The sequence below is a fragment of the Azospirillum formosense genome (genome assembly GCF_040500525.1).
GTDB lineage: Bacteria > Pseudomonadota > Alphaproteobacteria > Azospirillales > Azospirillaceae > Azospirillum > Azospirillum formosense_A.
In genome coordinates this window covers 537,769-556,971 of record NZ_CP159402.1, presented here as the reverse complement: position 1 = coordinate 556,971, position 19,203 = coordinate 537,769, and the positions used below count along the sequence as shown (strand labels likewise).

Below are 19,203 nucleotides of genomic sequence, written 5' to 3'. Positions count from 1 at the left end.
GCCGAATCCGTGTCGTCCGCATGTCTGGGGCCATCGGCCAGGCACCAGGGCGGAAGGGTCAACCACCCGGGTTCTAGCGGCGCGGACCCCATCCGTTCAAGCCTTTCCCGGCGCCGATGGAGTGACAACCGCCGGACACACGCGCCACGGGCCGGAACAGGGCATCCCCGTCCGGGCTGGAGGTCCATGTGTTGCGTCAGCGAAAGGTCTCACCACAAAGTATGGTAATGGAACTGGATTCGCCGGGCAAAGGGTTTTGCGGGACTATGCCCTTTTCGCGCTGCGGCATCTTTCCCTGGCCGCGCCACCCGCGCAGATGGCCGGCGGCCGTCCGGCACACCCGCTCGTCGCGTTGCCGCCGGGTTCCCTCCGCCTCTGGCGGTAGTCCGTCGCCGCCCCGCCGCCTTCCGAGGCCGCCCACAACATCTTGTGTGAATCTTTTGCGATGCCCGCAATTTCGACTGACCTTCGCCGTCCCGCGACCTATGTTTGTGATGTGAGGTTCCAATTCCGACGAAGAGGTCCGCTTGCATCCTGCTTCGTTCCCGAGCGTCCGAGTGTCGCCGGCACCCCATGACGGGCGCAGCCGACGGGACGCACGCCTCGCACCGGCAAGCCAGACTCCGGCCATCCTGTTGCACAGCAACATCGACGACCTCCCCGTTGCGGGAGGTTTTTTTGTGCCCGGAGCCGCCGCCCACCAACGTGACGTTAGGAGAGCGATATGGCCAGACGCCAGACCAAAGGCAGCGCCGTTTCAGCGTCCGAGTCGACGGTCCACCCACTGTTCCCCGCCGTCGGCTGGGACCCTGTGGGCGGCGCCGACCGCCGCGACCAGAGCTATCTCCGCAAGGTCAAGCCCCAGAGCCCCAACCAGAAGAGGCTGATGGAGGCGATCAAGGACCATAACCTCGTTGTGGCGCTCGGCCCCGCCGGCACCGGCAAGACCTATCTGGCGATTTCCTCGGCGGTGGAGGCGCTGGAGGAGGGCAAGGTCGACCGCATCGTGCTGTCCCGCCCGGCCATCGAGGCGGGCGAGAGCATCGGCTATCTGCCGGGCGACATGCACGAGAAGATGGCCCCCTTCCTGCGCCCGCTCTACGACGCGCTGAGCGAGCGGCTGGGCGCCAAGCGCCTGCGCGCCCTGATGGCCGACGGCACCATCGAGATCGCGCCGGTCGGCTTCATGCGCGGGCGCACCCTGAACAACGCCTTCGTGGTGATCGACGAGGCGCAGAACTGCACCTACGCCCAGATCAAGATGCTGCTGACCCGTCTGGGCTGGCACTCCACCATGGTCCTGACCGGCGACCCCGACCAGACGGACCTGCTCGACAACCTGTCGGGTCTGGCCGACATCGCGCGCCGCCTGGAGGCGGTGGAGGGCATCGCCGTCGTCCGGCTGAGCGACACCGACATCGTCCGCCACCCCCTGGTCGCCAGCATGCTGACCGTGCTCTGACGGCGTCGGCAAACGAACGGCGCCGACGCTTCTCCATCGGCGCACCGGTCACAACTGGGGGAGGCCTGCGGGCCTCCCCTTCCTTTTTTGCGGCGCGGCACGCCTATCCTTTCGTTCCTTTGACCGGTTGCCCGCGACGTTTTCTCACCCCGGGTTGATGCGTCTTGACGACGATCAGGCCCCCGGAGCAAAAGTAACAAAAAATTTAGCAGAATTACCGGACGGTTTCGGCCCCGTCCGGAACCGGCGCGTGCGCCGAAACAAGAAAATTCCGGAGGAGCGTCAGGTGTTCGAGCGCATCAGCATCAAGGGAAAGATCTCCGTCATCCTCGGCGTCGCGGCCGTCGGGCTCGCCCTGATCGCCGCCGTCAGCCTGTTCGGCCTGCGCGCCGAGATGATGAAGGACCGCCAGGACAAGACGCGCAGCGTGGTGGAGGTCGCCCACAGCCTCGTCGTCCATTACGAGGAGATGGAGCGCAAGGGCGCGCTGACCCGCGACGCCGCCCAGGCGGCGGCCAAGGACGCGCTGCGCCGGCTGCGCTACGCCGGTTCGGAGTATTTCTTCGTCATCGACCGCGCGCAGCGCATGATCATGCACCCGATCCGACCCGAGATGGACGGGCAGGACCAGTCGCGCACCGCCGACCCGAACGGCAAGCTGCTGTTCGTCGAGATGACCCGCGTCGGCGTCGCGGCGGAGGGCGGCTTCGTCGATTACCTGTGGCCGAAGCCCGGCCAGGCGGAGCCGGTGTCGAAGATCTCCTACGTGCGCGGGTTCGAGCCCTGGGGCTGGCTGATCGGGTCGGGCATCTATGTGGACGACGTGGCCGCCGCCTTTCGCGAGGCCGCCCTGTTCCTCGGCGGGCTGGGGCTGCTGATCGCGCTGGCGGCGACGGGCATCGCCCTGATGGTCAGCCGCGCCATCGTCCGCCCGCTGCACGCCATGACCGGGGTGATGCAGACGCTGGCCGGCGGCGACACGGCGGTGACGGTGTCCGGCACGCGCCGCGGCGACGAGATCGGCGTCATGGCCCGCACCCTGGAGGTCTTCCGCAACAACCAGATCGACCTGCAGCGCCATTGGGAGCGCCAGCAGGTGGAGCACCGGGTGACCGGGCAGCGCGCCCGCGCCCTGGAGCGGCTGACCGAGCGGTTCGACGCCACGGTCACCGCCATGGTCGGCACGGTCGGGCAGGCCGTGCAGGCGCTGGAGAACACCGCGCGCTCGCTGTCCGCCACCGCCGACCGCAACATGCGCGAGGCCGCGTCCGTCGCCGGGGCGTCGCAGCAGGCCTCGGTGAACGTGCAGACCGTCGCCGCCGCCGCCGAGGAGCTGAGCAGCGCGATCGCCGAGATCGGCACCCAGGTCGCCACCTCCTCGCACATTTCCATGCAGGCGGTGAACGCCTCCCGCCAGGCCAGCGAACGCATCGGCGGGCTGGGCCACGCCGCGCAGAAGATCAACGAGGTCGCCGACCTGATCACCAGCATCGCCAGCCAGACCAACCTTCTGGCGCTGAACGCCACCATCGAGGCGGCGCGGGCCGGCGAGATGGGCAAGGGTTTCGCCGTCGTCGCGGGGGAGGTCAAGAACCTCGCCGGCCAGACCGCCAAGGCGACCGAGGAAATCACCGCCCAGATCAGCGAGGTGCAGCAGGCCTCGCAGGGCGCCGTCACCGCCATCCGCGAAATCGCCGGGATCATCGCCCGCAGCGACGAGATCGGCACCTCCATCGCCGCCGCGGTCCAGCAGCAGGGCGCCGCGACCGGCGAGATCGCCCGCAGCGCGGGAGAGGCGGCGCAGGGCACGCGTCAGGTCTCCACCAGCATCGACGAGGTCTCATCCTCGGCGCTGGAGACGGAGAAGGCCGCCAACGGCCTGCTCGACGCCGCGGAGAGCCTCGCGCAGCAGGCCGGGTCCCTGCGCGCCCTGGTCGACGCCTTCCTGGTCAACGTGGCGGCGATCAACAGCGCGGAGTTGGCCACCCTCTTCGCTCCCGCCGGGGAAGAGGTCTTCATGCCCTGGAGCGACACGCTGGCCGTCGGGCAGGAGGACATCGACAACGACCACATGATCCTGGTCGCGCTGATCAACCGGGCGGCCCGGCGCATCCGGGCCGGCGAGGTGCCGCATGCCATCGGGTCGGCCATCGACCAGCTCGTCGCCTACACGGTCCTGCATTTCGAGGAGGAGGAGCGGGTGATGCAGAGGGCGGGCTACCCCGACTTCGCGCAGCACAAGGCGCAGCACGACGCCCTGCGCAAGCGCGTGGCCGAGTTGAAGCAGCGCTTCGAGGCCGGGGAGGCGCGGGTCGGCGACGATCTGCTGGCCCTGTTCCGCGACTGGCTGACCGGCCACATCCAGCGCTTCGACAAGCGCATCGGCGACCATCTGGCCCGGTCGGGAGAGCCGACGCGCAAGGCGGCGTGACAGGCCGGCATGGCGGCGTTCCTGGGGGATCTGGTCACCGTCGCACTTCCAAAGCTGACGGCCGCGCTGTTGGCCTGGGCGCCCGTCGGCTTCATTGTCTGGAAACCCCGCCTGACCTGGCCGCTCCTTGCCTTTCTGCCGGGAGGCATCGCCGCCATTGCGGTCTATGCCTCGACCGGCACGGTGAGCCGCACCGCGCTCGTCCTGATCGTCCTGACCATCGCGCCGGCGGCGCCGGCGCTGCGCTGGGCCGCGCGGCGCCTCTGGTGAGGGCGCGGCGTCCCCGCCCTGGGCAGATTGTCCTCTTGACCTGGACCGTGCGCCGCCCCATTCCAGTCGGTCATGAAAGCCCGACTCATCCGCATCGCCGCCGCCTCCGCCGTGGGGCTCGTGATCGCCGCCGGCATCGCCTGGTGGCAGGTCGAAAACGCCTCCAGCACGGTGCAGAGCAGCGTGCCCATCGGCGGCCCCTTCACCCTGACCGATCAGGACGGCAAGACGGTCACCGACGCCGACTACCGCGGCAAGTACCTGCTGATCTACTTCGGCTACACCTACTGCCCCGACGTCTGTCCGACGGAGCTGGGCACGATGGCGCGGGCCATGGATCTGCTCGGCGTGCAGGCGGAGAAGGTGCAGCCGATGTTCATCTCCGTCGATCCGGAGCGCGACACGGTGGCGCATCTGAAGGACTATGTCGGGCTGTTCCACCCCAATCTGGTCGGGCTGACCGGCACGCCGGAGCAGGTCAAGGCGGCGGCCAAGGCCTACCGGGTCTATTACGCCAAGGCGCCGCAGGAAGGCGGAAAACCGGAGGATTACTTGATGGATCACTCCAGTTTTCTTTACCTGATGGGCCCCGACGGGCGCTTCCTCGGGGTGTATCCGGCCGGCACCACCGCCGACCGCGTGGCCCAGGATCTGGGCAGCCGCATTGCCGGCTGACGGAAAACACGAGCGGAGCCGCGCCCTTTGACCCGGTAATACCAAGGTTTCGGCGCGGTTTCGTTGGGTTTTCAAGCACTTGTATTAAGGGTTTTGCGACTTGACAGGGTTGTGCCCTGTCCGTATGGTCTCGCCGCTTTCGCGTGGCTGCGAGACAACGGGGACAACGAAGCGACATGAGCGACGAAAAGCCCCCGCCGTCTCTGGCAGAGCTTGACGCCCGACTGAAGAAGGCGCGTGAAGGGAAGGAATCGCAGAGCGGTCCGGGGAAATATCACCGGCTGCCGCAGAGTCCTCTCGGCATCGCCTTTCGAATCGGGACCGAGCTGGTCGCTGCCATGATCGTTGGCGTCGGTGGCGGGCTCCTGCTCGACCGCTGGCTCGGAACGGCGCCCTGGGGATTGATCGTCATGTTCTTCCTCGGCGCGGCGGCCGGAATTCTGAATGTCTACCGGGCCATCACCGGGCTCGGATTAGCCCCCGGCTACCGCCGGGCCCGTGAGGATGACAACGAGCGTCCCGACGGCGACGCACACTGAGCGAGGACGACCTTGGATCCGCTGCACCAGTTCCAGATCAACCCGATCCTCCAGATCGTGATCGCCGGGTATGACGTGTCCTTCACGAACTCGGCCTTCTTCATGGTCGTGGCGGTCGCGCTGATCTACGCGCTGCTCGTCTTCGGCATGTCTGGCCGCGCCCTGGTTCCGGGCCGCCTGCAGTCCCTGGCCGAGATCTTCTACGAATTCGTCGCGAACATGGTTCGGGACAACGCCGGGCACGACGCCCGCCCCTACTTCCCGTTCGTCTTCGCGATCTTCATGTTCGTGCTGTTCGGCAACCTCGTCGGCATGATCCCGTTCACCTTCACCTTCACCAGCCACATCATCGTGACCTTCACGCTGGCGGCGACGGTGTTCGTGTTCGTGACCGTCCTGGCCCTGATGAAGCACGGCCTGCATTTCTTCAGCTTCTTCATGCCGCACGGCGCGCCGCTGGCGCTCGCCCCGATCCTCATCCCGATCGAGGTGATCTCCTACCTGATGCGCCCCGTCAGCCTGTCGATCCGACTGTTCGCCAACATGATGGCCGGTCACACCATGCTGAAGGTGTTCGCGGGTTTCACGGTTATGATGATCAGCGGCCTGGGCGCCGTCGGCTTCCTCGCCGGTCTCGTCCCGCTGGCCATCAACATCGCGCTGACCGGCTTCGAGTTCCTGGTCGCGTTCCTGCAAGCCTACGTCTTCTCGATCCTGACCTGCCTGTACATCCGCGACGCTCTGGAACTGCACTGAGCCCCAGCGCCGACCCGGATCATCTCGTTACCTTTTCAACCACAGTTCACCCTTACCTAGAGGAATGAGTACCATGGAAGCTGAAGCCGCCAAGTACGTCGGTGCCGGTCTGGCCGTTATCGCCCTCGCCGGCGTCGGCCTGGGTATCGGCAACATCTTCTCGACCCTGATCGGTTCGATCGCCCGCAACCCGGCCGTCCAGCCGAAGGTCTTCCCGATCGGCATTCTGGGCTTCGCGCTGACGGAAGCCGTCGCGCTGTTCGCCCTGCTGATCGCCTTCCTGATCCTGTTCGCCTAAGGCCAGAGCGAACTTCCAATTTCGCTCTGACGCGGCGCCGGGCTCTCGAAGTTTCGGCGCCGCATTCTTGCCTAGGGGGACCGATCCATGCCGAACCTGTTGGCCAAGCGACGGCTGGTCCGCTGGTCGGGTGCTGCGGGCGCCTCGCTCGCCACTCTGACCGTGCTTGCCGGTAACGTCCTGGCGGCGACGGCGGAGCACGCGCCGGAAGCCGCCCATGGCGGCGAGCACGCCGCCGGCGGCCTGCCGCAGCTCAATCCCGCCACCTTCCCCACCCAGATCTTCTGGCTGGCGCTGACCTTCATCACCCTCTACTACCTCCTGTCCAAGAAAGCGCTGCCGCGCGTGGCCGAGGTTCTGGAGGAGCGCCAGGAGCGCATTTCGCGCGACCTGAGCAAGGCCGCTTCGCTCAAGGAAGAGGCCGAGGCCGCCATGGCCCAGGTCGATCAGTCCCTCGCCGGGGCCCGTTCCGAAGCCCAGGCCCTGATCGCCCAGGTCGCCGCCGAGATCGACGCGAACAACTACGCCCGTCAGGCCCAGTTGAACGCCGAGAACGCCGAGCGTCTGCGCACCGCCGAGGCGAACATCGCCGCGGCCAAGGAGCAGGCGATCGCCAACGTCCGCTCCATCTCCGCCGACATCGCCCGTGACGTCGCCGGCCGCCTGGCCGGGCTGAACGTCGACGCGGCCCAGGCCGATGCGGCGGTCGCCGCCGTGATCGAGGAGCGCCGGTCATGAACACGCCTGAAATGTGGGTCGCCATCGCCTTCATCATCTTCGCCGCCCTGGTGTGGAAGAAGGCGTCCGGCGCGATCACCGGCCTTCTCGACGCCCGCGCCGAGAAGATCCGTGCGGAGCTGGACGAGGCCCAGCGCCTGCGTGAAGACGCCCAGGCCCTGCTGGCCAACTACCAGCGCCGTCAGCGCGACGCTCTGAAGGAAGCCGAGGCCATCATCGCCCACGCCCGCGAGGAGGCCGACCGCCTCCGCTCGCAGGCCGGCGCCGACCTCGAAGCGTCGCTGAAGCGCCGCGAGGCCCAGGCCATGGACCGCATCGCCCAGGCGGAAGCCGGGGCGCTGGCCGAGGTCCGCAACCTGACCGTCGACATCGCCATGGACGCCAGCCGCCGCATCCTGGAAACCGGCATCCAGCCGGCCCAGGCGGACAAGCTGATCGAACAGTCGATCGCCGAGCTGCCGAAGCACCTGCACTGAGATCGTTGCTCCACCGGCAACGGTCTTTCGAAAAACCCCGGCCTAGGCGCCGGGGTTTTTCTTTGGTCGAATGGTCGGGCAACCCGGAGTCCCTTCCATGACCACGACCCAGCCGGCCACCGCCATCCCCTCCCCCTTCCCCAGCGTCTTCGTCTCGCACGGCGCCCCCACCCTCATCATCGAGGATTCGCCCGGCCGCCATTTCCTGGCCGTTCTGGGCAAGCGGTTGGGCCGCCCGAGCGCGGTGATCGCGGTGTCGGCGCACTGGACGACCCAGACCCCGGCGATCAGCGGGGCCACGCAGCCGGACACCATCCACGACTTCTACGGCTTCCCCCGCGCCCTCTACGCGATGCGCTACGCGGCCCCCGGTGCCCCGGCGCTGGCCGACCGCGTGCGGGCGCTGACCGGCGCCGCGGTGGACCCCGGCCAGGGGCTCGACCACGGGGCCTGGGTGCCGCTGATGCTGATGTACCCGGAGGCCGACATCCCGGTCGCCCAGCTGTCCGTCCAGCCCGGCGCCACCGCCGCCGACCACATCGCGCTGGGCCGCGCCCTGGCGCCCCTGCGGAAGGAGGGCGTTCTGGTCCTCGGCAGCGGCGGAGCCGTCCACAATCTCGGCGATTTCCGCTTCGGCGAGCGCGACGCCGCCGGCTGGGCGGAGGACTTCGCCGGCTGGCTCGACGGGGTGCTGGCGGCGGGCGACGAGGCGTCGCTGGCCGGCTGGAAGACGCTCTGCCCGCAGGCCAAGGCGGCCCACCCGACCGACGAGCATTTCCTGCCCCTGCCCGTGGCCTTCGGCGCCGCCGGGAACGCGGTGCGGACGGAACGGCTTCACACCGGGTTCGAGCACGGCAGCATCGGCATGCAAGCCTACGCCTTCCAGGGCACGGTCTGAAACGACGACGCCGTTGTTCAAAAGGGTGATGTTTAAAGGGGGCTGAACCTTTCGCACTTGTCTGTTTGCGCCGTTGCCTCGCCAAGCTACAATCCGCGCCACCCGTCCGTGCACACGGAGGGGTTTCTGACAACGCCGGGCTTTTCCCGCCCGCAACCTTCGGCCGGATCTCGTGGCTTACCAACGACAGCGCGTACGGGGCGTGGCGTGAAGCGGAACGGAACCCTGCCCCGGTCCGGCGACGCCCCCTCCCCCCTCGGTGCCCCGGCCCGCCCCACGCGCTCCCTTCCGGGGCTCGGCCTGCTGCGCCGCCTGGATGAGATGACGCTCGCCGCGCGCGTCGGGCTGGGCTTCGGCGTGGTCCTGGCTCTGGTCCTTCTGCTCGCGCTGATCGGGGTGGCCTCGCTCTACGGGGTCAGCCGCGAGGTCGGCACCTTCTCCAGCCACGCCGACGCCTCCCAGACCGCCGCCGACCTGGACATCGGGCTGCGCGACCTGGAGGTCTCGGTCCGCGACCACCTCGCCGAGGGCGACCAGCAGAGCCTGCTCGACGCCGGGCTGCGCCGCGACGGACTGCTGGAGCGGATGACGGCGCTGGCCGGCATGGCGCAGGACGACACCGACCGCCGTTCGATCGAAGGCGCCCGCAAGGCGCTGGACGCCTATTGGAGCGGTTTCGAGGCGCTGGTCGCCCTGCGCGGCGAGCGCGCCCGGCTGACGGAGTCGGTGCTGGAGCCGCAGATTTCCCAGATCCGCGCCGGGCTGGGCCGGCTGAAGGACGCGGGCGGCGTCGATTCGGCGGCGCTGGCCGGCGACGCGACCGTCGCGATCCTGATGATGCAGGACCATCTCGGCCGCTACGTGGCGCGGCGCGACGACCGCGACTCGCTGCGCATGCGCGCCGAGCTGGGCAACGCCCGCGCCAAGCTGGCGGAGATGAACCGCTACCTCTGGGTCCCCGGCACCCGCCAGACCATCGACGAGGTGGAGGCGGCGCTGGCCGGCATCGACGGGGTTCTGGACAGCATCGAGTCCTCCCTGGCTGACGAGGACGCGCTGCGCGCCGAGCGGCTGACGCCCAACGCCGCCGCCGTCGCCGCCCACGCGGCGGAAATCCGCCAGCGCAACGACGCCGTCGCGGCGGAGCTGCGCGGCGGTCTGGCCGACCAGTCCTGGCGCACCCTGCGCATCGCCCTGTGGGCGGCGCTGGGGGTGACGCTGGCGGGCTTGACGATGGTCTGGTTCGTCAACCGCCGGGTCGCCCGCCCGGTCTCCGGCATGGCCGCCGCGGTGACCTCGCTCGCCGCCGGGCGGACCGACATCGCCCTGCCGCCGGACGACGGGGCGGACGAGGTGGCCGCCATGGCCCGCGCCGTCCGCGTCCTGCGCGACAACACCGCGGAGATGGAGCGCCAGCGCCAGGAGGCCGCCGACCGGCATGGCCAGCTGCTGCGCGACAAGGAGCGCGCCGACGCCGCCAACGAGGCGAAGACCCATTTCCTGGTCAACATCGGGCAGGAGCTTCACGCCCCGCTCAACGAGATCGTCGCCTCCAGCCAGTCCCTTATGGGGGAGCTGCACCGGCTGGGCGCCGGGGAGCTGGCGACCGACATCGAGCAGATCCAGTGGACCGGCGAGCAGATGCTGACCCTGGTCGATGCGATCCTCGACTATGCCCGGATCGAGGCCGGCAACATGGACGTCGTGCTTCAGGATTTCGACGTTCACCGGCTGCTGATCGAGGCGCGGGAGCGCACCCTCCCCGCCGCCGACCTCAACGGCAACGAGGTCGCGCTGCAGGCCGAGGCCGCGGCGCTTGGCCAGATGTATTCGGATTTCGGCAAGGTCCGGCAGGCGCTTCTCAACCTGCTGGACAACGCCTGCAAGTTCACCCAGGGCGGCGCCGTCCGGCTGGCCGCCGAGCGGGTCGAGCGCGACGGCGAGCCCTGGCTGCGCTTCACCGTGACCGACAGCGGCAGCGGCTTCGCCACCAGCCAGACCGCCCGGCTGTTCCAGCCCTTCGTTCAAGGTGGAGCGGGCCAGGGCGGCAGCGGCGCCAAGCGGCGCGGCGCCGGTCTCGGCCTGACCCTGGTCGGCCATTACGCCGCCATGCTGGGCGGCGACATCGAGGTGGCGAGCGAGCCCGGCCAGGGCACCCGCGTCACGGTGGCCCTGCCCGCCTATTACCAGCCTCCGGCGGAGGAGCGCCCGCTGCAGGTCGGCACCGCCGGGACGGCCAAGCGTCCGCTGGTTACCATCGCCCCCCTGCGCCCCGTCGCCCAACTGGCTTCCTGACGCCGGGAGCCGTTGGCCATCAGGCCTCGCGCGGGCGGGCGGTGTCCTCCGGCGCGGCGCCCTCGTCGGGGGGCAGGCCGTAGCTCATGCGGCGCATCTTCTCGGCGACGCGCGCGATCTCCTCGGGCGGCAGGATGACCGGCTCGCCCAGCAGATGGGCGTGGAGATACTGGCGGGCCAGTGTCTCCACCTCCACCGCCAGCGCCAGCGCGCCCTTCAAGGACTTTCCCAGCACGATCATGCCGTGGTTGGCCAGCAGGCAGGCCAGCCGTCCCTCCAGCGCCGCAACGGCGTGGTCGGACAGGTCCTGCGTGCCGAAGGTGGCGTAGGGCGCGCAGCGGATCGAATCGCCGCCGGCCAGCGCCACCATGTAATGGAAGCTGGGGATGCCCCGGCCATGGACGGCCAGCGCCGTGGCGAAGGTCGAATGGGTGTGCAGCACCACCTCAACGTCGGGGCGCGCCTTCAGGATGTCGCGGTGGAAGCGCCATTCCGACGAGGGCCGCCGCCGGCCGACATAGCTGCCGTCGAAGCCCATCTCCACGATGTCCTCGGGCGCCGTCTCGTCATAGGGCAGGCTGCTGGGCGTGATCAGGAAGCCGCCCTCCACCCGCACCGACAGGTTGCCCGACGAGCCCTGGTTGATTCCCGCCCCGTTCATGGCGAGGCAGGTGTCGATGATGGCGCGGCGCTGCGCCGGGTGGGACAGGCTGGTCATGGGCGGTTGTCTCGCTTGTGAAACAGTGCGCGCCTCCCGTACCCCTCTCCCGCCCCGGGAGAGGGAGGGACCCGCCGCAACGCGGCGGGAGGGTGAGGGTACAGCCGAGGATCTGCGCCTGGATTCTTGATTTTACCCTCACCCGGCCCTTCGGGCCACCCTCACCCGGCCCTTCGGGCCACCCTCTCCCGGGACGGGAGAGGGGATCATGGACGCTCGGCGTCCGCCTTGCTCGTCAGGTCCCAATGGCGGACCACCGCGTCGTAGCCGGCGGACAGGGCGCCCTGCCCGTCCGGGGTGAAAGCAACCGCCAGGACCGGCTTCTCATGGCCGCGGAAGGAGGCGAGCTGCCGTCCGGTCGCGGCGTCCCACAGCCGGACGCGCTGGTCCCCTCCCCCGCCGGACAGCAGGGTCTTGCCATCGGGCGAGACGGCGACGGAGGTGACGAAGCCGCTGTGTCCGTAGAGGGTCCGCAGGAGAGTCCCGGCCTCCAGGTCCCACAGCCGCACCGTCTCGTCGCTCGACGCCGTGGCGGCCAGCCGTCCGTCGGGGGACAGGGCCAGACCGTTCACGCTGCCCTCATGTCCTTCCAGAACGGCCCTCTCCCGCCCGCTCGCGGCGTCCCAGACGCGGATCTGGAAGTCGTAGCCGGCGGAAACCAGCCGCCCGCCGTCCGGGGTGTAGGCCACGGCGTTGACGTTGGCGCCATGCCCCTCCAGCACCCGAAGCGCGGCGGCGCTCTCCGGGTCCCAGACGCGGATGGCGAAGTCCCAGCCCGCGGAGGCGAAGCGGCGGCTGTCCGGCGCCACCGCCAGACCGGCGACGGTGCCGGTGTGGCCTTCGAAGCGGCGCAGCGGGCGTCCGCTCTCCAGGTCCCAGAGGATGATGGCGGCGTCGCGGCTGCCGGTCAGGGCGCGCTTGCCGTCCGGCAGGAAGGCGACGGCGGTGACGCCGGCGGCGTGTTCGTGGAAGGAGGCGCGTTGGGAACCGGACGCGAGGTCCCAGAGGATGGCCGAATAGTCCCAGCTCCCCGTCAGGACGCGGGCGCCGTCAGGCGACACGGCGACGGCGTTGACCATGGCGCCGTGGCCGATCAGGTCGGCGGCGCGGGACAGCAGGGGAACGGTCAGAGCGGGCGCCGCGGCGGCGAGCGTGAGCAGCCGGCGGCGAGCGTGGCACGGCGGGTTCCCCGGATGACGCCCTTTCCCCATGCCCGAACCACCTCCTGGAAAGGAAAAGACCGGCGGCCTCGCAGCCACCGGTCAGGGGGTAACAGGTGTCCGCGCTAAGTGTCCTTAGCGCCCGGCATTCTTAGCGCCAAGTATGCCCGCGGGCGACCGCGGGGTTGTTGGAGGTCCGGTTCGGCTCGTAGCTGCCGCCCTGGGGCAGGCTGTAGCCCGCCGCGTGGTGGCGGAAGGGCGGAAGCGCGAGGCCGGTCGCGGCATCGACGGTCAGGGTGTTGACCATGAAGGCGGCGTTGCCGGCGGTCCCCGGCATCATGGCGGCTACCTTGTAGACGGCGGTGCCGTCCTCCAACGCCGCCTCGGTCACGCGCAGGACCTGCACGTTGTAGGTCTGCTCGACGATCCGCTTCACCTCGTCCGCCGGCTTGGCCGCCGGAGAGGTTGCGGCAGAGGTCTGCGCGGTGGCCGGAGCGGCGAGCGCCCCGGCCAGCAGCAGGCCGATCAGGAAGGGACGCATGGATGGGATCCTCACTCGGCGGGCGCGCGGTGGCGGCCGTGGTGATGGCCCCCGTGACGGCCCCCATGATGGCCGGGAGTCTCGCCCGTGACTTCCTGAACCCACAGCGAATGGTGCTCGCGCGCCCACTGGAGTTCGACGTCGCCCGTGCCCATCGCGTCGAAGGCGCCTTCCATGCCGACCGAGCCGATGTAGATGTGCGCGATGATGACCGCGGTCAGCACCACCGCCACCGCGGCGTGGATCAGCTGGTAGAGTTGCATGTCGGCCATCGAGGCGAAGGAGAAGGGCCACAGCAGCTGCACGCCCGTGAAGCCCAGCGCCGCCCCGCCCAGCACCGTCGCCCAGAAGATCACCTTCTGGCCGGCGTTGAACTTCCTCGCCGCCGGATGCACGCCCTTGCTGAACAGGCCGCCGGCCTTCAGCGCCCAGGTGATGTCGTTGCGCTCCGGGATGTTGTGCTTCACCCACATCACGAAGATGAGGACGATGCCCAGCATGAAGGCGAAGCCCAGGTAGTTGTGGGCGAACTTGCCGTACTGGGTCATCGTGGCGAACGCCTCCGGACCCAGCAGCGGCAGGACGGTGTAGCGCCCGTACAGCACGTTCAGCCCGGTGAAGGCCAGGATGACGAAGCTGCCGGCGGTCAGCCAGTGCACGCCCCGCTCGAAGGCGTTGAAGCGCTGGATGGTCCGGCCGGTCTTCTGGCCGTCGATCCGGATGCGCCCGCGCACCAGGAAGAACAGGACGAGCAGCCCGAGCATGCCGCCCAGCACCCAGCCGCCGTATGTGGACAGCGGGCCGTTGCGGACCGAGCGCCACAGCTCCCCTTCCGACTGCACCAGCACGCCGGCGCTCTTGTTGGGGATGGAGACGGTGCCCTGCTCCCCGGAGCGGATGCCGCGCCACATGTCGGTCTTGGACGTGCCGTCCGCCGGCTGGCTGGCGACCGGCGGGAACGCCTCCGCCGCCGACGCGGAGGAGAGGTTGGCCATGACCAGGGTCAGCGCCAGCATGACGACGCCCAGAAGCACGATCTGGAACGGCGACCGGAGCCAGCCCCTGGCCGGCCCGCCCTTGGAATGATTCGACGTCATTGCGTCAGCCCTTCCCTTGAGAACAGCGCCCATTGGAAACGCCCCCCTCAGAAACGCTGGCCGGCCGAGCGCTGCTGGAGCGCCTGGACCTGATCCGCGGACAAAGGGCTGTCCGCGGGGCCGCGGTAGACGCCCTTCTCCAGATGGATCGGGCGCGCCTGCTCCTCCTCGTTGCACCCCGCCAGAAGCGGGGTGACGAGAAGGAGCGTCATCGCACAGACGGTGCGGCGGATCACGGTTACGACCCCGCCTTCATCTGATAGGCGGTGCCCCAGCCCCAGGCGCCGGACCCGAAGCCGCGGGCGACCACGCGCTCGCGGTAGATGTCCGACACCTTGTCGCCGTCGCCAGCCAGGAGGGCCTTGGTCGAGCACATCTCGGCACAGAGCGGCAGCTTGCCTTCGGCCAGACGGTTGCGGCCGTACTTCTTGTACTCCGCGTCCGTGTTGTCGGCCTCCGGGCCGCCGGCGCAGAAGGTGCACTTGTCCATCTTGCCGCGGGTGCCGAAGTTGCCGGCCTGCGGGTACTGCGGAGCGCCGAACGGGCAGGCGTAGAAGCAGTAGCCGCAGCCGATGCACAGGTCCTTGTTGTGCAGGACCACGCCCTGCTCGGTCTGGTAGAAGCAGTCGACCGGGCAGACGGCCTTGCAGGGCGCGTCGGAACAATGCATGCAGGCGACCGAGATCGACCGCTCACCCGGCTTGCCGTCGTTGATGGTGACGACGCGGCGGCGGTTGATGCCCCAGGGCACCTCGTGCTCGTTCTTGCAGGCGGTGACGCAGGCGTTGCATTCGATGCAGCGGTCCGCGTCGCAGAGGAATTTCATGCGGGCCATGGTGATGAACTCCTAGCGTCTTCAGGCCGCCGAGATCCGGCAGAGGGTGGTCTTGGTTTCCTGCATCTGCGTGACCGAGTCGTAGCCGTAGGTCGTGGCGGTGTTCGCCGCCTCGCCCAGCACGATCGGGTCGGCGCCCTGCGGGTACTTGGCGCGCAGATCCTGGCCCTGGTAATGGCCGCCGAAGTGGAAGGGCATGAAGGCGACGCCGCGGCCGACACGCTCGGTCAGCATGGCCTTGACCTTCACCTTGCCCTGCTCCGCACCCTCGACCCACACCATCTGGCCGTCCTTGATGCCGGCGTTGTTGGCATCGAACGGATTGATCTCGACGAACATGTCCTGCTGCAGCTCGGCCAGCCAGGGGTTCGACCGGGTCTCGTCGCCGCCGCCCTCATACTCGACCAGACGGCCGGAGGTGAGGATGATCGGGTACTCCTTCGACACGTCGCGGTCCTGGATCGACTTGTAGAGCGTCGGCAGGCGCCAGGACTTGGTGTCCTTGTAGGTCGGGTATTCGGCGACCAGATCGCGGCGCGGCGTGTAGAGCGGCTCGCGGTGCACCGGCACCGGGTCCGGGAAGTTCCAGGCGACGCAGCGGGCCTTGGCGTTGCCCGGCGGGTTCAGGCCGTGCTTGATCGCCACGCGCTGGATGCCGCCCGACAGGTCGGTGGTCCAGGACACGGCACCGATCTTCTCGCCGCCGATCTTCTTGATGACGGCCATCTCGGCCTCGGTCAGCTCCCCGGTCCAGCCCAGCTTGTCCAGCATGGCGTAGGTGACTTCCGGGTAGCCGTCCTTGATCTCCGATCCGACCGGGTAGGAGCCCTCGGCCAGCAGCGTCACGCCGTTGCGCTCGACGCCGAAGCGCGCGCGGAAGGCGCCGCCGCCCTCGGCGACCGGCAGGGAGGTGTCGTAGAGGTTGGCGGTGCCCGGATGCTTCATCTCCGGCGTGCCCCAGCAGGGCCACGGCAGGCCGTAATAGTCGCCGTCGCACGGGCCGCCGTTGGCGCGCAGCGTGGTCTTGTCGAAGGTCGCCTGATGCTGCATGTGCAGCTTCAGCCGCTCCGGCGACTGGCCGGTGTAGCCGACCGACCACATGCCGCGGTTCCACTCCCGCGTCGTGTCCTCGATGTCGGGCTCGTTGCCGTGGAGCTTGATGTTCTTGAACATCGCCTCGGCGAAGCCGAACTTCTTGGCGAACAGATACATGATCTCATGGTCCGTCTTCGCCTCGAAGAGCGGCTCCATGATCTTGTCGCACCACTGGACCGAGCGGTTGGACGCGGTGCGCGACCCGACGGTCTCGAACTGGGTGGCGGCGGGCAGCAGGTAGAAGTTGTCCTTGCGGTCGGACAGGACGGCGGTCATCGTCGGGAACGGATCGACGACGACCAGCAGCTCCAGCTTCTCCATCGCCTTCTTCATGTCGGGAAGGCGGACCTGGCTGTTCGGCGCGTGCCCCCAGAAGACCATGCCCTTGATGCTCTCGGGCTGGTCCATGTTCTCCTTGGCTTCCAGGACGCCGTCGAACCAGCGGGACACCGGGATGCCGGTGGCCTCCATCAGCTTCTTGTCCTTGAAGCGGGCCAGCACGTCCTCGTACGGGACGTCCCAGACGCGCGCCCAGTGGCGCCACGCGCCCTCCGCCAGACCGTAGTAGCCGGGCAGCGAGTCCGAGGTGACGCCGAAGTCGGTGGCGCCCTGCACGTTGTCGTGGCCGCGGAAGATGTTGGTGCCGCCGCCCGTCACGCCGACGTTGCCCAGCGCGAGCTGGAGCACGCAGTAGGCGCGGGTGTTGTTGTTGCCGATGTGGTGCTGCGTGCCGCCCATGCACCAGACGAGCGTGCCCGGACGGTTGGAGGCCAGCGTGCGGGCGACGCGCTTGAGCTGCGAGCCCGGAACGCCGGTGACCTTCTCGACCTCTTCCGGAGTCCACTTGGCGACCTCGGCACGGATCTCGTCCATGCCGTAGACGCGCTTGGCGATGTACTCCTTGTCCTCCCAGCCATTCTCGAAGATGTGCCAGAGGATGCCCCAGATCAGGCCGACGTCGGTGCCGGGGCGGAAGCGGATGTACTCGTCGGCCTTGGCCGCGGTGCGGGTGAAGCGCGGATCGGCGACGATCAGCGGGGCGTTGTTCTGCTCCTTGCCCTTCAGGATGTGGAGCATGGAGACCGGGTGGGCCTCAGCGGCGTTGGAGCCGATGAAGAACATCGCGCGCGACTTCTGGATGTCGTTGTACGAGTTCGTCATGGCGCCGTAGCCCCACACGTTCGCCACGCCGGCGACGGTGGTGGAATGGCAGATGCGGGCCTGATGGTCGACGTTGTTCGTGCCCCAGAAGGCGGCGAACTTGCGGATCAGATAGGCCTGCTCGTTGCTGTGCTTGGCCGAGCCGAGCCAGAAGACCGAATCCGGGCCGGACTTCTCGCGGATCGCCAGCAACTTGTCGCCGACCTCCTGGATGGCCTGGTCCCAGGAGATCCGGGTCCACTTGCCGTCCACCATCTTCATCGGGTAGCGCAGGCGGCGGTCGCCGTGGGCGTGCTCGCGCACCGCCGCACCCTTGGCGCAGTGGGCGCCCAGGTTGATCGGGCTGTCGAAGCTCGGCTCCTGGCCGATCCACACGCCGTTCTGCACCTCGGCGGTGACGGTGCATCCGACCGAGCAGTGGGTGCAGACGTTCTTGACCAGCTTGACCGGCGCGCCCGCGGCGGGGGTGGCGGTCACCGCCTCGGCCTTCTTCACCATGCCGAAGGGCATCGTGGCGGCGATGGCGGCGCCACCGGCGGCGATGCCCGAGGTGCGCAGGAACGAACGACGGTCGACGGTGTTACCGGTCAGGCCGGAAACCATCTTCGCCAGCGAACGGCCGCCGGAAGCAGCCGCCTTCTTCTTTGTCAGCATGTGCGGCGGTCCTTCTTAGAAGCGGCTCAGTTCGTAGACCGTCCGGACATGGTCGGTCTCGCGGTAGCCCTGGGCGGGGGCGGGCTCGGCGGCCTGCGCCGGCTCCGCACCCGCCACGACGCCCACGGCGGCGGCGCCCAGCGCGCCGACGCCCAATCCAGCCGCGCGGAACAGGTCGCGCCGCGCCAGCGTGGTCTTTTCCTTCTTGTCCGTCATAGCTTCACCCTATTCTTCGCGGCTTCCCCGAGACTGAAGACCGATGTGCCGCCCGGTTTCCGGGCCTTGTTTTCAGCGTTTCCGGACCGGCCTTGTCGTGGGCCGGTCTCGTTGTTTTGTCGTCTGTCCGGCGACGGTGCCGGTGTGCGGTCACGCCGCCCCGTCACGCCGCCATGTCGAAGGCTTTCTCCTCGACCTCCAGATACCGGCGCCCCAGCGTGCCCACCGCGCGGTAGAAGGCGGCGGACGGCGTGGATTCCAGATCGGAGAAGAACCGGCCGGCCCAGGAGCCGATGTGGCGGTCGAAGAAGCGACGCTGCTCCCCCAGATCGGCCGGATCGCCGAAGGCGCCGGTGATCAGTCCCGTCATCATCTCGGCCAGGGCGGCGATGTGATCTTCGGGTTCCTTCACCTCGTCGGCGCGGGCGATGCCCAGCAGGGCCATGTCGCCGCGCAGCTCGGCCAGCGGCTTCTCGTGGAGGAAACCCGTGAGATAGTAGGACCCGTAGGGGGACAGGATGCCGCCGCCGACGCCGATGAAGAGGGTGTTGAACTCCTCCTCCACCGCGGCGGCGTCCGTGCCGCGGGCGGCGTCGGCCAGCCCGCGCAGCGCCTGCCCGAGAGGGCTCGCGTCGCCGTCCAGCGCCGCCAGGGCCGCCAGGAACGCGCCGCCGGGCGGGCGGGCAAGCAGATGCGCCAGCAGCGCGTAGAGCTGCGCCCGCTGCATCTCCTCCGGCGGCAAGGCCGACGGATCGTGTTCACCGGTCACGGACACGGCGTTCATCCCTCCCGACACGACAAAAGGACCAGATCGGCAAACTCCGGCACCCGGCCCCACCCGTCGCGACAACGGCGGCGCATTGGCTCGCCCGTTGCAGGCTCACGGCG

The 19,203-nt window shown here is 69.1% G+C and carries 20 protein-coding genes; 11 read left to right on the top strand and 9 right to left on the bottom strand.

Annotation, left to right across the window (positions count from 1 at the left end; genetic code table 11):
* Positions 1-724 precede the first annotated feature (724 nt).
* The 11 genes from ABVN73_RS02640 to ABVN73_RS02590 all read left to right on the top strand — a co-directional run bounded on the left by ABVN73_RS02640 (position 725) and on the right by ABVN73_RS02590 (position 10,838).
* Positions 725-1,462 (top strand): PhoH family protein, encoded by a 738-nt coding sequence (locus ABVN73_RS02640; RefSeq protein ID WP_353858809.1) that lies wholly within the window; start codon positions 725-727, stop codon positions 1,460-1,462.
* A gap of 286 nt (positions 1,463-1,748) precedes the next feature.
* Positions 1,749-3,893 (top strand): bacteriohemerythrin, encoded by a 2,145-nt coding sequence (locus ABVN73_RS02635; protein WP_353858808.1) that lies wholly within the window; start codon positions 1,749-1,751, stop codon positions 3,891-3,893.
* A gap of 9 nt (positions 3,894-3,902) precedes the next feature.
* Positions 3,903-4,163, top strand: a complete 261-nt coding sequence (locus tag ABVN73_RS02630; protein ID WP_353858807.1) for a hypothetical protein — start codon at positions 3,903-3,905, stop codon at positions 4,161-4,163.
* Positions 4,164-4,235: 72 nt separating this feature from the next.
* Positions 4,236-4,838, top strand: a complete 603-nt coding sequence (locus tag ABVN73_RS02625) for an SCO family protein (protein ID WP_353858806.1) — start codon at positions 4,236-4,238, stop codon at positions 4,836-4,838.
* A gap of 176 nt (positions 4,839-5,014) precedes the next feature.
* The gene (locus ABVN73_RS02620) at positions 5,015-5,377 is read left to right on the top strand and encodes an AtpZ/AtpI family protein (protein WP_137140114.1); all 363 of its coding nucleotides are present in this window, start codon (positions 5,015-5,017) and stop codon (positions 5,375-5,377) included.
* A 12-nt stretch (positions 5,378-5,389) separates the two neighbouring features.
* Positions 5,390-6,133 (top strand): F0F1 ATP synthase subunit A, encoded by a 744-nt coding sequence (locus tag ABVN73_RS02615; RefSeq protein WP_035672105.1) that lies wholly within the window; start codon positions 5,390-5,392, stop codon positions 6,131-6,133.
* 73 nt (positions 6,134-6,206) lie between these two features.
* Positions 6,207-6,431 (top strand): ATP synthase subunit C family protein, encoded by a 225-nt coding sequence (locus tag ABVN73_RS02610; RefSeq protein ID WP_014239727.1) that lies wholly within the window; start codon positions 6,207-6,209, stop codon positions 6,429-6,431.
* An 87-nt stretch (positions 6,432-6,518) separates the two neighbouring features.
* Entirely contained in the window at positions 6,519-7,169 is a 651-nt protein-coding gene (locus ABVN73_RS02605; protein ID WP_353858805.1) for an ATPase, read from the top strand.
* A complete protein-coding gene (locus ABVN73_RS02600) occupies positions 7,166-7,645 on the top strand; it encodes an ATP synthase subunit B (protein ID WP_038529084.1) in 480 nt (159 codons plus the stop codon). The genes ABVN73_RS02605 and ABVN73_RS02600 overlap by 4 nt, the downstream gene beginning before the upstream one ends.
* 97 nt (positions 7,646-7,742) lie before the next feature.
* Positions 7,743-8,543: a class III extradiol ring-cleavage dioxygenase gene (locus ABVN73_RS02595; protein WP_353858804.1), complete on the top strand. Its 801-nt coding sequence runs from the start codon at positions 7,743-7,745 to the stop codon at positions 8,541-8,543.
* A 207-nt stretch (positions 8,544-8,750) separates the two neighbouring features.
* Complete coding sequence (locus ABVN73_RS02590; protein ID WP_353858803.1) at positions 8,751-10,838, top strand: HAMP domain-containing sensor histidine kinase; 2,088 nt, start codon at positions 8,751-8,753, stop codon at positions 10,836-10,838.
* A 19-nt stretch (positions 10,839-10,857) separates the two neighbouring features.
* On the opposite strand, the gene ABVN73_RS02585 is transcribed toward ABVN73_RS02590, so the two are convergent.
* The 9 genes from ABVN73_RS02585 to ABVN73_RS02545 form a co-directional block, all read right to left on the bottom strand.
* Positions 10,858-11,556, bottom strand: a complete 699-nt coding sequence (locus ABVN73_RS02585; protein ID WP_353858802.1) for a class II aldolase/adducin family protein — start codon at positions 11,554-11,556, stop codon at positions 10,858-10,860.
* A 206-nt stretch (positions 11,557-11,762) separates the two neighbouring features.
* Positions 11,763-12,767, bottom strand: a complete 1,005-nt coding sequence (locus tag ABVN73_RS02580; RefSeq protein ID WP_353858801.1) for a WD40 repeat domain-containing protein — start codon at positions 12,765-12,767, stop codon at positions 11,763-11,765.
* 100 nt (positions 12,768-12,867) lie between these two features.
* Complete coding sequence (locus ABVN73_RS02575; RefSeq protein WP_353858800.1) at positions 12,868-13,257, bottom strand: hypothetical protein; 390 nt, start codon at positions 13,255-13,257, stop codon at positions 12,868-12,870.
* Between the two features lie 11 nt (positions 13,258-13,268).
* On the bottom strand, positions 13,269-14,354 hold the full coding sequence (locus ABVN73_RS02570) for a formate dehydrogenase subunit gamma (RefSeq protein ID WP_353858799.1): 1,086 nt from the start codon (positions 14,352-14,354) through the stop codon (positions 13,269-13,271).
* A gap of 47 nt (positions 14,355-14,401) precedes the next feature.
* Positions 14,402-14,590, bottom strand: a complete 189-nt coding sequence (locus ABVN73_RS02565) for a hypothetical protein (RefSeq protein WP_353858798.1) — start codon at positions 14,588-14,590, stop codon at positions 14,402-14,404.
* A gap of 2 nt (positions 14,591-14,592) precedes the next feature.
* Entirely contained in the window at positions 14,593-15,189 is a 597-nt protein-coding gene (fdh3B, locus tag ABVN73_RS02560) for a formate dehydrogenase FDH3 subunit beta (RefSeq protein WP_014239715.1), read from the bottom strand.
* A 21-nt stretch (positions 15,190-15,210) separates the two neighbouring features.
* Complete coding sequence (locus ABVN73_RS02555; RefSeq protein ID WP_353858797.1) at positions 15,211-18,099, bottom strand: formate dehydrogenase subunit alpha; 2,889 nt, start codon at positions 18,097-18,099, stop codon at positions 15,211-15,213.
* Positions 18,100-18,114: 15 nt separating this feature from the next.
* Entirely contained in the window at positions 18,115-18,315 is a 201-nt protein-coding gene (locus tag ABVN73_RS02550) for a formate dehydrogenase (protein ID WP_353858796.1), read from the bottom strand.
* Positions 18,316-18,478: 163 nt separating this feature from the next.
* On the bottom strand, positions 18,479-19,090 hold the full coding sequence (locus ABVN73_RS02545; protein ID WP_353858795.1) for a molecular chaperone TorD family protein: 612 nt from the start codon (positions 19,088-19,090) through the stop codon (positions 18,479-18,481).
* Positions 19,091-19,203 lie beyond the last annotated feature (113 nt).

Excerpts from the sequence above, each read along its gene's own strand:
- ABVN73_RS02555 (WP_353858797.1), bottom strand. The coding sequence starts at position 18,099 with ATGCTGACAAAGAAGAAGGCGGCTGCTTCCGGCGGCCGTTCGCTGGCG.
- ABVN73_RS02600 (WP_038529084.1), top strand. The coding sequence starts at position 7,166 with ATGAACACGCCTGAAATGTGGGTCGCCATCGCCTTCATCATCTTCGCC.
- ABVN73_RS02640 (WP_353858809.1), top strand. The coding sequence starts at position 725 with ATGGCCAGACGCCAGACCAAAGGCAGCGCCGTTTCAGCGTCCGAGTCG.
- ABVN73_RS02610 (WP_014239727.1), top strand. The coding sequence starts at position 6,207 with ATGGAAGCTGAAGCCGCCAAGTACGTCGGTGCCGGTCTGGCCGTTATC.
- ABVN73_RS02580 (WP_353858801.1), bottom strand. The coding sequence starts at position 12,767 with ATGGGGAAAGGGCGTCATCCGGGGAACCCGCCGTGCCACGCTCGCCGC.
- ABVN73_RS02570 (WP_353858799.1), bottom strand. The coding sequence starts at position 14,354 with ATGACGTCGAATCATTCCAAGGGCGGGCCGGCCAGGGGCTGGCTCCGG.
- ABVN73_RS02605 (WP_353858805.1), top strand. The coding sequence starts at position 6,519 with ATGCCGAACCTGTTGGCCAAGCGACGGCTGGTCCGCTGGTCGGGTGCT.
- ABVN73_RS02630 (WP_353858807.1), top strand. The coding sequence starts at position 3,903 with ATGGCGGCGTTCCTGGGGGATCTGGTCACCGTCGCACTTCCAAAGCTG.
- ABVN73_RS02550 (WP_353858796.1), bottom strand. The coding sequence starts at position 18,315 with ATGACGGACAAGAAGGAAAAGACCACGCTGGCGCGGCGCGACCTGTTC.
- ABVN73_RS02575 (WP_353858800.1), bottom strand. The coding sequence starts at position 13,257 with ATGCGTCCCTTCCTGATCGGCCTGCTGCTGGCCGGGGCGCTCGCCGCT.
- ABVN73_RS02595 (WP_353858804.1), top strand. The coding sequence starts at position 7,743 with ATGACCACGACCCAGCCGGCCACCGCCATCCCCTCCCCCTTCCCCAGC.
- fdh3B (WP_014239715.1), bottom strand. The coding sequence starts at position 15,189 with ATGGCCCGCATGAAATTCCTCTGCGACGCGGACCGCTGCATCGAATGC.
- ABVN73_RS02585 (WP_353858802.1), bottom strand. The coding sequence starts at position 11,556 with ATGACCAGCCTGTCCCACCCGGCGCAGCGCCGCGCCATCATCGACACC.
- ABVN73_RS02625 (WP_353858806.1), top strand. The coding sequence starts at position 4,236 with ATGAAAGCCCGACTCATCCGCATCGCCGCCGCCTCCGCCGTGGGGCTC.
- ABVN73_RS02620 (WP_137140114.1), top strand. The coding sequence starts at position 5,015 with ATGAGCGACGAAAAGCCCCCGCCGTCTCTGGCAGAGCTTGACGCCCGA.